The organism is Streptomyces sp. 8K308 (assembly GCF_004348315.1).
Taxonomy (GTDB): domain Bacteria; phylum Actinomycetota; class Actinomycetes; order Streptomycetales; family Streptomycetaceae; genus Streptomyces.
This window is the reverse complement of record NZ_SMKC01000184.1, coordinates 1-13,481: the sequence shown is the minus strand read 5'-3', so window position 1 is coordinate 13,481 and position 13,481 is coordinate 1. Positions and strand designations below refer to the sequence as shown.

The window sequence follows — 13,481 nt, the reverse complement described above, 5'->3', positions numbered from 1 at the left end:
CAGCGGGGAGGCGTAGGGCGGCAGGCCGCGCGCGGCCTCCCGCTCGGTGCGGGCCTCGGCGTACTCCGTGAGCGCCCGTTCGCGGCGGGCCCACAGCCGCCGAGCGGTGACCGCCGGCCGGCCGTCCTCGCCGGCGGGGGCGCACAGCGCCGCGGTCTGCCGGGCGAGTTCGGCCTCCGCACGCCGCACGGTCCGGTCCGTCAGGGCGAGCCACGCGTGGATCTCGTCGAGGCGCATGCCCACCGGGGTGAGGGCGGGCGGCAGTTCGCGCGGCCCGTCCCCCCGACCGCCGGGTGCCGCCGCGCGGGGGACGCGTGCGCGGAGGGCGTCGATCTTGGCGTTCGCCCGGCTGACGGCGAAGGCGGCGTCCTGCCACTCCGCCGGCGACCCGTGGGGCGGACCTGGTTCCCCCGCCGGGCCGGGCCACGCCTCCGCGGCGCGCAGCGCGGCCTCGGTCAGCGCCTGGGCCCCGGCCATGGCGGCCCAGGCGGCGAGCAGCGCGCCGCTCAGCGTGCCGAGGCGGATCCCAGCCGGGGCGAGGCGCGACGACCGCCGTGCCCCGGTCCCGGGGAACTCCACGGTGGGAACGACGAAGGTCACGGCGGGGGAGGAACGTCCGGGGCTCATGACGTCTCCCCTGCCGGTATCCCCGGTGGCGGGGCCGATTCGCTCACGCGTCACCTCCGGTCGGCGGGATTCCGCGTGGTGCGCCGTCGCACGTTCCGCCACGAATCGGCGGAACGGGGGCATCGCGGAACTGCGGACTGGCAGCGTAGGGAGACGAACCGGGGAACTGGCGGGCGAAACCGTTGCGTCGCCGGTGCTTTTCCGGGCCGATTCCGGCGACGAACCGTCAGGTTTCCGTCGGATCCGTCCGGGTGACGAGGTCGGCGACGGCCTCAGCCGTGGACCGGTCCCTGGTCACCAGGTGAACGGCCCAGCCGGGGTCGCGCTGCAACTCCTCGTGCACCGCCCAGGCGATCCACCGGGCACTGACCCCGGGCGGCACCCCGCCGCGCCCCGCGCCCAGCAGCGGGAAGCAGATGGAGGACAGCGGCGGGTCGAACTCCCCGCGCTCCGCGCGGGCCAACACGAAGGACTCGCGCACGGCGCGGGCGATGTCGTCGGGCGCCACGGAGTACCCGTCGCGGTCACGCAGCGGCACCGCGACGGCCGCGTGGTAGATCCGTCGGACCCCCTGCCCGGCCAGCGCGCCCGACGAGGTGGGGACCACCGTGCCGGGCCTGACCTGGGACCCCGGCCGGTGGTGGTGGCGCACCCACCGGGCGAGTTCGTTGGCGAGCACGTCCTCCACCAACTCCCCGGCCGCGTTGCGGATCGCGGCCGCCGAGCGCAGCGAGCCGGAGAGGGTGGGGATGAAAATCTTGGACATCTCCAGGTAGACGTTCTCCGAGGACACCAGGATGTCGATGTCCCGCAGCAGGTCGACCGGGGAGACGTGCAGCAGGAAGGAGACCGGCGCATCGGCCACCGTGGTGGTGAACGTCTCGGGCGGGGCCTGGGCGCCCAGCGGCTCCCGCGCCACGGCGCGGGGCCGCGGACCGGGGGCGGGCACCGTCCTAAGCCCGTGCCCGACGAGCTGTTCCCGGCACAGCGCGAGCACCGCCTCGGCGAGCTGCGTGAGCACCCGCTCCTCGGGCCCCCTGCGGAAGGTCTCCGGGGCGATCCCGTACACCCCGGCGGCCCGCCTGCGTCGGTCCTGCGCGGCGGCGCCCCGGAAGCCGGCGACCAGACCGAAGCTGTAGGCCGCGGCCCGGCCCAGGTCGTCGTCCTCGCCGAGCCGCCGCACGGCCGCGCGCAGCAACTCCTCCACCCCGGCCGGGACGTCGTCCTCCCCGGCGCAGAACCCGCAGCGTTCGGCGGCCCGCCGCAGCGCGGGTGGCGGCGCCTCACGCAGGCGGACGAGGCCGGGGCGGCGTAACGCCCTGAGGTCCTCCAGGATGGCGGCGTGGGAGGGAGTGTCCGGCGGGAGTTCGTCGTCCTTGCCCATGACGTCACGATAGAGCGGCCCGTTCCCGAGGGGGAGCGTGCGAGCATCCCGGCCGACGGGCGGCGCCGCCACGGGGCGACGCCCGACGGCATCCGGAAAAGGCCCGGAAACGGACCGGGGGAAGCACTGCGCGGGCCCGGTCCGGGCCGCCATAATCCGGTCCATGGCCCAGGTCTACGCCCTGCTGATCGGTGTCGACGACTACCCGGCGGACGTGTCGAGCCGCCCGCTGCGCGGCGCCGTCAACGACGTGGTGGCCGCGCGGGCCTGGCTGGCGACCCGCGGCGCGCACGTCGCCGAGCTCCACGATGCCGCGGCGACCCGCGCCGCGATCGTGGCCGGCGTCCGCTTCCACCTCGGGCGGGCCGGCGCGGGGGACACGGCGCTGCTGTGGTTCTCCGGCCACGGAACCGAACTCGACACCTCCGACCCGTGGCACCAGCGCGTCGAGGCGGCCACCGGCCGCTGCCAGGCCCTGCTCGCGGTCGACGGCCCGTTGGTGGACAAGGAACTTGGCGCACTCCTCGACGCGACCGCGGCACCCGGCGCGCACGTGGTGGCCGTGCTCGACTGCTGCTACTCCGGCGGCGGAACCCGGGATCCGGAGCTGACCCCGCGACACGCCACGCCACGGCCGTCCTGGCCCGCCCCGGCGCCGGCCGGCCGCGACGCGACGGCCATGGCCGGACACGTCGAACCCCGGCACGCGCTGCTGGCCGCCAGCCGGCTGACCGAGCGCGCCTACGAGGCGGAGACCCAGAGCGGCGAGGTCCGCGGCGTGTTCAGCCGGGCGCTCCTCGCCGCCGCCTGGGCCGCGGAACCGGCCGCCAGCTGCCGCGAGTTGCTGACCGCCGCGCACGCCCGGGTCCGGCGCCTCGGGGTGCCCCAGCACCCCATGCTGTGGCCCGAGGCACCGGGCGGCCCGACCGACCGGCCGCTGCTCGGCGGAGCCGAGGCGGCCGAACTCAGCCCCTACCTGCTGCGCCTCGGGCCCGACGGCTGGGAGGTGACCGCCGGGGCGGCCCACGGGCTGCCCGCCGGGGACGCGGCCCGGCTGGCGTTCACCGTCACCGGCGACGGCCCCGAGGGAGGCCACACGGTGCGGGCACGCGCCGTCGGGACGACCCGCACCCTGGTCGACGCGGCCGGCTGGACACCGGGAAACAGCCGGCGCGCGTACCCGGTCGCGGTGTCCGAACTGCCGCTGCCGCCCGCGACGGTGACCGTCGACGCGCCGGCCGCGCCGGAGGCCGCGGCCTGGGTCCGGGCGGCGGCCGCCGCCTCGCCGCTGCTGCGCCTCGCCGAGAAGGAGGGAGAGGAAGGGCGGCGGGCGGCGCCCGGCTCGTCGGTCCTGCGGCTGGCGGTGACCGGGGCAGGGGCCCGGGTGGTGCCGGTGGGCGACGACCTGCCGTCCGTGCCCGAACTCCCGCTGCGTGGACCGCGCGACGCGGAACGGGTCGTCGACTGCCTCACCCATCTCACTCGTTGGCGCCAGCTGCGCGACCTGGACTGCCCGGCGTCGTCGGTGAGCAGCCGGGTGAGCGTCGAGATCGTTCCCTGGGGTGAGGAGGAGCCCTGCCGGCCGGGCGGCGAAGGCGAGTACCTTTTCTCCTACACCGGCGGGCCCGGCCGCTGGCGGGAGCCGTGGGTGTCGATCCGGCTGCGCAACCGCTCCGGCGTCCCGGTCTGGTGCGTGCTGCTCGACCTGACCGACAGCTACGCCGCCGACTCGGTGCTCTTCCCCGGCCACTTCATCGGCCCGGGCCGCGTCGGACACGCCCTGGACGGTGAGCCGGTGCAGCTGTCCCTGCCGGCCTCCCGGCCGCCGCGGCCGGGGGCGGTGGTGCGCGACTGGCTGAAGCTGATCGTGGCCGAGGGAGAGCTGAACACGGTGCCGTTCCACCTGAGTCCCTGGCGCCCGGACGCCGTTCCGGCGGCGCGCGAGGGCACGCCCCGGCACGGCGACGGCGTCCTGCGGCTGACGCGCCCCGCCCCGCCCGGTGGCCGGGACGCCGGCCCCGCGACCGGCGCGGGGCACGGCCGCCCCGGCCGGTGGGCCACGGTCACGCTGCCGCTGCGCACCGTCGTGCCGGTCAGCGGCCGAGGTGGGTGAACCCGGCCCAGGCGCTGAGGTCGTCGGCGTCAACGTGGGCCGCGCGGGCGGCCAGCTCAGGCGGCATGCCCGGCGGAACCCGCCGGAGCGGGTCGACCACCCACAGCTGCGCCCGGCGCAACGCCTGCCCCGGCGGTAGGCCGCGCCGCCGCAGGTAGTGGTGGGTTAGGAACATCAGCACCGAGGTGGCGTCGTCCGGCACGGGCCACAGCGAGCCGATCACCGAGCCCGCGCCCGCCGCGAGGAAGGCCGTCGACAGGCTGAACGCCTCGTCGTGCCCCCGGCCGGAGACGTGGCTGCGGCACGCCGCCAGCACCACCACCTCCAGCGCGGCGGCGGACGCCTCCACCACGTCCTCCGCCGACACCCGGCCGCCGTGCAGGGACAGGTAGGCGCTGTCCTGCCCGCCGCCGGTCGCCGCCGAGTGCGCCACCGTGGCGTGGCACGCCAGATGCAGCACCCCGCCGGGGCCGCCGGGCGAGCCCAGCCACTGCCGGACCCGGTCCGGCGTCCCCGCCGGGCCGCCGAGGAACGTGCCGCCCGGATAGAAGGCGCGGTGCACGGCCTCCGCCTCGACGCCCGCGTACGACAGGTCCCCCAGCGGGTCGCCCACCACCAGCGCCTCGCCCGCGTGCCGCACGGCCGGACGCGCGGCCACCTCGCAGAACAGCCGGGCCGACGCCGCGTACGACACCTCCGCCTCCGCGAACGCGTAGCGCCGCCGGCCCTCGACGCCGGGCTCCCACGCCGCGTGCCAGGGCACGGCCGCCAGCGCCCCCATCGGCACCAGCACCAGCCGGGGCTGGCGGCGCCGCGCCCGCCGCGTCGGGGCGAACTCGGCCAGCAGGTCCCGCATCGCCACGTCCCAGGCCCACCGGCTCAGCCGGTCGAGCCGGGCACGGAACGGCACGCCCCCGGACGGCGCGCCGGCACCGCCGACCGGCCCGAGGTCGCGGTCGGCCGCCCCCACCGGCGCGTAGTTCCGCAGCGCCTCCGCCTCCTCCAGCAGCCGTGGCAGCATCACCCGGCGGACCTCGCCGTCGGCCGTCACCACCACGGCCGCGCCCCAGGGCAGCGCGCTCGCCCCCGACCAGCGCGGCAGCATCCCCGGCGGCGGCGGTAGCGGCCGCAGGGCCGGGACGAGGTAGACCAGCGCGTCCCGGCCGAGCGCCCGCAGCGCCAAGCCGATCTCCGCCGGGGACGGGGGATCGAGCAGCCGGTCCCGCGGCTGCCGCCCCCCGGACGGGCCGGTGAGCTGGGCCAGCACCCGGTGGCGCAACGCGCTCGGCACCTCGCCGTCGCCGGACGCGGCGGACGCGGCGAGCCACTCGGCGGCCAACTCCCCCCGGCCCGCCGCCGCCAGCCGCTCGGCGACCGAGCGTGAGGTGATCGCCGCGTGCAGGATCAGCCCGCGGCACGAGTCGAGCGCCGACACCGCCTCGGCCGGCACGTTGTCGGTCAGGCACCAGGCCGCCGTCTGGAGCGCCACCTCAGAGGCCCGCCCGACGGCCTCGGCGGCGTGCTCCGTGCCGGACTGCAACAGGACCGACCAGGCGCCGCCCCGCAGCGCGGACAGCAGCGTCCCGCGGGCCCTGGCCCGGTCGTCGCGGCCCGCCCGACCCTTCCCCTCCGCGCGCAGGCGGTAGGACGTGCCGAGGACCTGGCCCGCGTCGAAATACAACCGGTGGTGCTCCGGCCCGCCGATCCGGTCAAGGAGCCGCTCCGTCCAGGCGATGCCCTCGTCGAGCGACCCGCTCCGCCGGCCCCGGCCGCGTTCCAGGACGCTCAGCGCACAGCTGCCGGCGCCGAGGAAGTAGGCGTAACGGATCCAGGAGCCGCCGCCCTCTTCCGTCAGCCCCAGGGCGTCCCGCAGCAGTTCGAGACCCTCCGCCAGGAGACGCGGATCGTCGGCCACCAGGGCGGCGGTACAGCGGGCCAGCCCGCCGTCCCCCAGGACCCAGGAGCGGACGCCGCGGGGCAGCCGCGCGGCCTGCCGCCGCACCTCGCCGGGCGGGAGCGCGCCGCCCGGCGAAGGGGGCCTGGGCGGGGAGCCGAGCCGCCACGCCAGGACGTTGCGCGCCGTGCGCAGCGTCTCGTGGGCCGTGTACAGCACGACGCGCCGGGGGTCCCGCGCGTCGCGGGCGGCCAGCGCCTCGGCCACGGTGTCCAGGTGGCGGTCCGTGGCGGTCAGGTCTCCCGCCGCGGCGGCGCCCAGGCCCTGTATCCCGGCGATCTCCTCGGCCGCGCCGCCGCGCAGGGGCGGCGCGACGCCCCCGGCCTCGAGCGTCTCCAACAGGTGGGGCAGCCCGTCGAGCCCGGCCCCGACGTCGTCCAGCGCGCCGCGGTGCCGGCCGCGTTGGTAGCGGGCGATCGACCGGAGCATCCCGATCTCTCGGCTGAAGGCACCGCCGCCCCCCGACGCCGCGGCGCTCGCCGCGTCGAGGTGCGCCAGGACGTCGTCCCAGGCCGCGTCGTCACCGCCGGCCAGCGCCTGGTGGGCCAGCGCCATCCCGGCGATGGTGCGGGCGACGTGCGGGTCGGCCGCGCCGTCAGCCGCCACGGCCGCCTCGACGAGCGCCTCGCGCTGCGCGCGGTCGAACCGGGTGCCGTCCGGATCGATCAGCGGCAGCACGGCCAGCAGCCCCCGGGCCAGCCTGCCGTGTTCCGGGGAGCCGGGCTCCGTGCGCCGCCACTCCGCGAAGCCCCGCTCGTGCACGCCGAGCCCCCCGGCGGCACGCCGCAGGTCCCGTTCCAGGCCGGCGGTCTCCCCGGCGTCGCGGTTGAGGTCCCCCTGGGCCAACGCCTCCCGCAGGGACGTCAGCAAGGTGCCCAGCATCTCCCCGTCCACCGGGACGTCCAGCAGGGAGGGCGCGGCGCCGCGCCCCTCCTCCGGGCCCACCAGGCCCGCGTCGACGAGCAGTCGCAGCGCCTGGGCGAGGCTTCGGGCCAGGGGCGTCTCGTCCGCGGAGTCGAGCACCCGCCGGGTGGCGTCGGCGACGACGGTCAGTCGACCGGGGTTCCGGTCGTCCTGGTAGCGGCCCAGTTCGAGGTAGCCCAGGGTGATCGCCGCCCGACCGACGGGACCGTCACCGGGCTGCCAGCGCGCCACCGCCCGCCGCAGCATGGCGAGGGCCTCGTCGCGGCGGGCCGGGTCGTCGTCGCGCACCGCCCGGTCGTACCTGAGGAGGGCGAACGCCTCGACGAACGGCGCGTCCATCCGGTCCTCCGCGCCGGGCTCACCGAGCAGGGCGTCCAGCCGGCCGGCCGCGCCCTCCGCCTCGGCCAGGTCGTCCCAGTCCCGCCACAGCACGGCGCGGACGTAGACGGCGAAGACCCGCGCCTGCCACTCCCACGCCGGCGGCTCCCCCGAGGCGGACCCCGCCCAGGCGAGGGCGGCGTCGAACTCGTCGCGCGCCTGCCGCAGGGCGTCCGGGTCGTCGCCGACCATGCCGAGGACGACCAGCATGGCGGCCAGGTCGTGGCGGACCCGGGCCTGTTCCGGGCCGGTCCTGAACCCGGAGAGCGCGGCACGCTGGTGGTCGACGGCCGCGGCGTAGTCCGCCGTCCGACCGCCCCCGCGAGCCCGCTCGAACAGCAACTCGGCCCTGCCGAGGTGCAGCGCCACCCAGTCCGGAGTGCCCTCCGGCTGGTACCCGAGCGCCTCCTCCTGGGCGGCGAGCGCCGCCGCCAACGCCTCGGGGGACGGGTCCGCCGCGTGACGCGCCCTGGCCACCACTGCCAGCAGGAACCTGGCCAGCGCCGCGATCACCGCGTACTCCGGCTTCCCGTCCAGGGCCGCCAGCCCCGCGGCGGCCGCCTCGGCCACCGCGCCCCACGGGGCGGCGCCGCCCCGGCTCCGCCGGGCGTCCAACTCGTGGCGGCAGGCGAGGACATGGGCGTGCGCGACGCGCCGCACGTGCCACTCGTCCAGGTCGTCGGGCGGCGCGACCAGCGCCTCGGTCAGCGCCCGTTCCGCGAGCCGCAGATCCGACTCGTCACGCTCGGCGAGGAACAGCGCGTAGCTGTGGAGCCCGACCGATCCCCAGGCCGCGGGCAGGTCCGGATCGTCGGGCGCCAGCCGCAGCACGATCTCCAACTCGGCGTCCCGCCAGGCACGGGCGTCGGGGGGCGGCGCCTCCACAGGCCTGTCCTCGGTGGTCATGGGGTCGGCCTCCCGGCTGTGTGGTCGTCGACGGCTACTCCACGGGCGGGGCGAGCAACGTGCCGTAGGGCTCCAGGAGATCGTTCAGCCACGCCACCCCCTCCTCGGACGAGAGGTCGACCGGCGGCTCGCCCGTGTCGGCCACGGCGTCCGGCGGGTAGCGGTCCGCGAACAGAACGAGAGCGCGGTGGGCGGGCTCGCGCTTGGAAGGCCAGACGAAGCCCTGCGCCCAGTCGCCGGTCCTGGAACGCACCCAGTGTCCCCAGTCACGGGTGAACGGGTACTCCGCCGACTCGGTCTGCACCAGCCAGGAGTCCTGGCCGACGGCGGCCAGGTCACGGCCGCCCATCAGCGAGACGACGGTCACCGGTCGGGCCAGCCGCAGGAACGACAGGCGGCGCCCCCGGACGGCGGGGTACGGCAGCAGACGGGGGCCGCCCGAAGGGTCGAAGGGGATGGAGCGCAGCAGCGTCTCGCAGACGGCGGCCTCCGCGGTGAGCCCGGCGTAGAGGTAGCCGTACCGGTCGCAGGCGGTGGCGTCGAACCGGCCCCCGCCCCAGAGGCAGTGCGAGGGCACCGGGTTGGCTGCGGTGCCCGACCGGGTAGCGGAGTGGACGCGGAACAACCGGGTGCCGGCGGGCAGCACCACCCTGGTCGGCGTGCCAGGCAGGGACTCGGGCGGGCGGGCGCGTGGCATCGGCTCAGATCCCCTCCTCGGACGTCAGCTGGCCCGCAAGGTCGGGAAGTCGGGCCTCGTCGGGGGTGCCCAGCAGGTGCACGGGAGACGCGGCGTCCATGCCGAGCCACGCGTTCGGCGACAGCCACCAGTCGGCCGCGCCCCAGGGGTCGTGACGGGCGTCGAGCAGGCGGTTGACCTCCAGGACCCGGGGACGCGGCTCGGGGAGCGTGGACGGCGCGGTGGGCGCGAACTGGAAGAGCGGCAGCCGCGCCCCACCGCCCGGGCCGGGAAGCCGGATGAGCTCCCGTTCCGCGCCCCAGCGCTCCGTGGCGTCGGCGTTCAGCATCGGTGTCGCCAGCAGCCGGTCCCGCACCGGGCCCAGTAGGGGACCGACCATGCGGTGCCCGTCGATCAGCAGGACCGCCAGGTCCTCGGGCCGGAACCCCCCGTCGGTGCCGGCCGCGTCGGCATAGCGGCCGCCCGCCCCCGGGCCGAGCAGCGGCCCTACCACGCCGGCGGCCGCCTCGATGGCTTCCCGCCGCCGGTCGCTGCCCGGCGGCTCGGCCCGCATGACCGTCAGATACCGCCTGAGCCGCACGCCGTCCTCGGCTCCGAGGACGGCGAGGAGCCGATCGACATCGGCCGCGGCGGCGGCCAGCACCCGGTCCGCGTTCACGACGCCCCCACGCCGCCGGCCGACCGCCCCCCGTGCGGTCGCCCACTCCTCACCACCAGCACGTGCCACACCTCCCTGACGACTGCTCCCCGGTCCGAACCTCACTGAACCATGACACGACGGGCACATTCAGGACGAACTCCGGGTGAAAACCGGTCAGTCGACGCCGCCGCGCACCCACCGCCGGCTACCGACGGCTCCCGGCGACGCGCGCTGCGATCCGCTCGACGTCGGCGCGCTCGGCGGGCGGGAGCGTCCTGACCGCGGACGCCTCCCTGGGCAGGCGCGCGGCCCCCTCGGCATTCCCCTCCAGCGATGCGGCACCGGCCAGCGCCACCGCCCGCCGGTCGTCCGCGTCGCGCGCCAGCGCCAGGCTCTCCTCGTGGCAGGCCCGGGCGCGGGCGGCGTCACCCCCCGCAGCTCCGCGACGAAGCCCAGCTCCGCCAGCACGTACGCGAGGCCGGAACGGTAGCCGTCCGCCTAGAGCGCCCGCTTGGCGGCGCCCAACTGCTCCTCGGCGGTGTCGAGGCCCCCAGGCCGACGCGCGCGTGCACGACCCCGTGGTGGAACGACCGTTCGCGCGCCACCCGCAACGCGCGCTCGTAGCGGGCGTCGGCCCGCCCATGGTCCCCGGCGAGCGTGGCGATCCTGCCGAGCTGCGAGATCTGCTCGATCACCACGGGCCAGAGTTGAAGCTCCTCGGCCGTGGCCAGGCCCGCCCGGTGCAGCGCAGTCGCGTCGTCGTAGTTTCCGGCCACCTCCGCGAGCACGCCCAGGAGTCGCAGGGCGCGCGACTCGCCCCAGCGGTCGCCCACCTCGCGGAAGAGCGCGAGCCCCTCCTCGCCCTCGCGGCGCGCGGCCGCCAACTCACCGAGCCACAGCGACTCCCAACCGAGCACGCTGAGCGCGGCCGCCGTGCCCCAGCGGTCGCCGAGCCTCCGGAAGTCTTCGAGTGCCTCGCCCACCAGGCCGATGGCGGCGGGCGGATCGCCGCCGTCGGACCGGGCGAAGCCCAGGAGCCACCGCTGGCGAGGAAACAGGTCGCCGGGGAGCGCCGTCGCCCGCGCGACCGGCATGCGCTCCCACGCCTCCAGGGCGGCGCACCACACCAGGGCGTCGGATCGCCCCGCGTCCGCGGGGCCCGCGGCAGCGAGCGCGTGGCGGAGCAACGTCGTGCGCCTCGGTGGCTGCACCAATCCGGTTCACCTCGTCGGCGCCGCCAGCGTGCTCGACACGGGGGCCGGTAAGTGGTTGAGCTCGTTCAGCTCAGCCGACGTCGGCAGGCGGCTGCTCGTCGCCTGCGGCACCGCCGGGCCTCGGCCCGCCCGGCCTGCGCCCGGGTCTGGAAGGCGGCCCGAGAGCTGGCTCTCCAGCCGGATCAAGTCTCGTCGGTCATCGAGGCGGCAAGTCCGGCTCCGAGTATGGTTCGTCTTCTCATGCGGCCCACTCCTCGTCGAGTTCGAACTGCCGCGCAGGCCACCCAGTCGCGCATGTCTCATTCAGTGGAGAATTGATATTCGAGCGGGTGGTCGGGGACGGCCGAAGTCGGTGGCTTCGACCGTCCTCACCTGTCCTCGGCCGTCCGTCAGGAGGGCCGCCGGCCCGGCTCGGCCGGCTCGCCGTAGATGACGCCGCGGCCGTTGGTGCCGAAGTAGACGCGGCCGTAGACCCGTGGGTCACCGGTGATGGTGTTGCCGGTCCAGGCGTACTGGTGCTGGTCGTCGTTGATCCGGGTCCACGTGCCGCCGGCGTCGTCGGAGCGGAAGATGCCGCGCACACCGCCGATGCGGAGGCTGGTGTAGACGGCCGGATAGGAGCGTCCGGGAGCTGGCTTGCCGAAGCCCACGTTGTCACCCTCCTCGACGCCCGGCAGGCGGGTGAAGGAGGTGCCGGCGTCGGTGGAGCGCCACAGCCCGTAGACGCCGTCCGCCTCGCCGCCGCCCAGCCAGATGTCGCCCTCATGACCGGGGACCGGCTTGAACCGGACGTTGCCCTCGGCGGGCAGGCCGGTCGCCGGGGTCGCCGAGAAGTGCTCGCCGCCGTCGGTGCTCCGGTAGAAGGTGCCGGCGTGGAAGGCGTAGAAGACCGCGGGGTTGACGCGGTCCGCGCGCACCAGCGCGCCCGAGGGGACGCCCTGGCAGGCGGTCCACGTCTGGCCCGCGTCGGCGCTCCAGCTCACCGGCGCGCCCGCCGGGGCCCACACGACGCGGCCGCCGTCCGCCGCGAGCGCGACGGCGGTGTCCGCGACGCCCGGGTTGGTCAGACCGGCCGGCTCGCTGCCAGAGGGGGTCCAGGTCTCGCCGCCGTCGGTCGAGATGGCGAAGTGCTGCGTCCAGGCAGCGGTGGAGTGGCCGACCCGGACGATCGTGTGGGGCGCGTTCTCGGCGTAGTCCAGCGCGACCGTGGTGACGAAGGTGGGCGTGTCGTACATGCGCGTGGCGCGGGTGAGATCCGTGTGTCGGAAGCCGCCGATGTCCCCGAGGCCGGAGAGCACGTGCGCGCCGCCCGGAGGGCTGATCAGGGAGAGGACCGCGGTCTCCTCCAGGCCCTCGGCGCGGACGTCGATCCGCACGGTGCCGCCGGTGTCCCAGTCGGTGAGGTTGTCGGAGCCGTGGATGGTGGCGCCCGTGCCGTACATGAAGTGGTCGGAGGAGAAGGGGTCGATCTCCAGCGCCTCGGTCATCCAGCCGAGCTTCGGCGTGAACTCGGGTGGGGTGGGGTTGCCGTTCCAGGTCAGCCAGGGGGAGACCGAGATGTCCATGGTGTAGCGGAAGGTCCGCTCGTTGTTCTCGTCCAGGTCCCAGGCGCGGGTCCAGCTCGCGCCGCCGTCGGTGGAGCGGAAGAAGATGGTGTCGGGGTACCAGTGGATCTGGGTGGCCACCATGAGGGTGTCGGGGTTCTGCCGGTCGATGGACAGTCCTGAGTAGCCCCACTGGCAGTCGGGGCTGGTGGACGGCACCGGGCTGACGCACGTCCAGGTGTCGGTGGCGGTGTCCAGCTTCCACACGTCGCCCTTGGAACCGTCGTACGGGCCGGCGGTGTTGCTCGTGGCCAGGTAGAGGTAGCCGTTCTCGTGGTCGAGGACGGCCTTGTGCGGGATGTAGCCGGTGGGCTGTCCTGGCACCCGCTCCCAGGACCGGCCGGCGTCGGTGGAGCGGTAGAGGATGTTCTCGGTGTCGGCCACCGTGACGTACAGCGTCCGCGTCGAGCGCCCGCGCCGACCGTCCCGCTTGTCGAACAGCACCTGGAGCACGCCGAGGTTGTCGCCGTTGGGGCCGCCGGTGTCATTGGGGTCGGGGACGAAGTTCCCCGCGTTGGGGAAGCTCTCGACCTTCGCCCAGGTCTTGCCGTGGTCCAGCGAACGCCACAGGCCGTTGCCGCCGCGCACGCCGAGGTACAGGACGCTGTTGCGGTGCGGATCGATGGCCAGGCGCTCGCCGATGCCGCGGCCCGGCATGTTCCCGCCCAGGCGGAACGGCAGCATGGTCCTGCGCCAGGTGCGGCCGCGGTCCTTCGAGCGCAGGATCGCCGCCATCGTCGGATCCCAGTCGGGCATGGGGTACGTGCCCACGGCCGCGTACACCCGGTCGGGGTCGGTCTCGTCCGTCGCGACGCTGATCACGCCCGTGTGGCCGTAGTGGTCCCAGTCGACCCAGTCGAGCAGGGGGACCCAGCGCCCCGTGCGCTGGTCGAGCCGGTAGGCGCCGCCGATGTCGGTGCGCGCGTAAACCAGTCCCGGCTCGCTCTGGTTGAAGACGATGCCGGTGACGAAGCCGCCGCCGACGATCTCCGCGTTGCGGAAGACATACTCTCCGGAGGACCGGGCCGAGGGGTCGGCGG

7 protein-coding genes and 1 pseudogene are annotated in these 13,481 nt (G+C 76.0%); 1 reads left to right on the top strand and 7 read right to left on the bottom strand.

What is annotated here, in order from left to right; all coding sequences use genetic code 11:
• Positions 1–627, bottom strand: a pseudogene (locus tag E1265_RS22870) (hypothetical protein); the annotation flags it as partial.
• A gap of 226 nt (positions 628–853) precedes the next feature.
• Entirely contained in the window at positions 854–2,011 is a 1,158-nt protein-coding gene (locus tag E1265_RS22865) for a macro domain-containing protein (RefSeq protein ID WP_132932843.1), read from the bottom strand.
• 163 nt (positions 2,012–2,174) lie between these two features.
• Between E1265_RS22865 and E1265_RS22860 the strand changes: the two genes are divergently transcribed.
• Positions 2,175–4,124, top strand: coding sequence for a caspase family protein (locus E1265_RS22860; RefSeq protein ID WP_132932841.1), 1,950 nt, complete (start codon positions 2,175–2,177; stop codon positions 4,122–4,124).
• Here the strand turns inward: E1265_RS22860 and E1265_RS22855 are convergent.
• The 5 genes from E1265_RS22855 to E1265_RS22835 form a co-directional block, all read right to left on the bottom strand.
• A complete protein-coding gene (locus E1265_RS22855; RefSeq protein ID WP_132932839.1) occupies positions 4,105–8,286 on the bottom strand; it encodes a CHAT domain-containing protein in 4,182 nt (1,393 codons plus the stop codon). The genes E1265_RS22860 and E1265_RS22855 overlap by 20 nt on opposite strands.
• A 34-nt stretch (positions 8,287–8,320) precedes the next feature.
• Positions 8,321–8,983, bottom strand: coding sequence for an RES family NAD+ phosphorylase (locus E1265_RS22850; protein ID WP_132932837.1), 663 nt, complete (start codon positions 8,981–8,983; stop codon positions 8,321–8,323).
• 4 nt (positions 8,984–8,987) lie between these two features.
• On the bottom strand, positions 8,988–9,641 hold the full coding sequence (locus tag E1265_RS22845; RefSeq protein ID WP_132932835.1) for a hypothetical protein: 654 nt from the start codon (positions 9,639–9,641) through the stop codon (positions 8,988–8,990).
• 407 nt (positions 9,642–10,048) lie between these two features.
• Positions 10,049–10,837: a tetratricopeptide repeat protein gene (locus E1265_RS22840; RefSeq protein WP_243741027.1), complete on the bottom strand. Its 789-nt coding sequence runs from the start codon at positions 10,835–10,837 to the stop codon at positions 10,049–10,051.
• Between the two features lie 389 nt (positions 10,838–11,226).
• Positions 11,227–13,481 (bottom strand): xyloglucanase (locus E1265_RS22835; RefSeq protein WP_132932833.1); only part of this gene is annotated, 2,255 nt, incomplete at its 5' end.

What these genes read in the sequence shown, in the direction of transcription:
- E1265_RS22855 (WP_132932839.1), bottom strand. Translation starts at nt 8,286, where the DNA reads ATGACCACCGAGGACAGGCCTGTGGAGGCGCCGCCCCCCGACGCCCGT.
- E1265_RS22865 (WP_132932843.1), bottom strand. Translation starts at nt 2,011, where the DNA reads ATGGGCAAGGACGACGAACTCCCGCCGGACACTCCCTCCCACGCCGCC.
- E1265_RS22850 (WP_132932837.1), bottom strand. Translation starts at nt 8,983, where the DNA reads ATGCCACGCGCCCGCCCGCCCGAGTCCCTGCCTGGCACGCCGACCAGG.
- E1265_RS22860 (WP_132932841.1), top strand. Translation starts at nt 2,175, where the DNA reads ATGGCCCAGGTCTACGCCCTGCTGATCGGTGTCGACGACTACCCGGCG.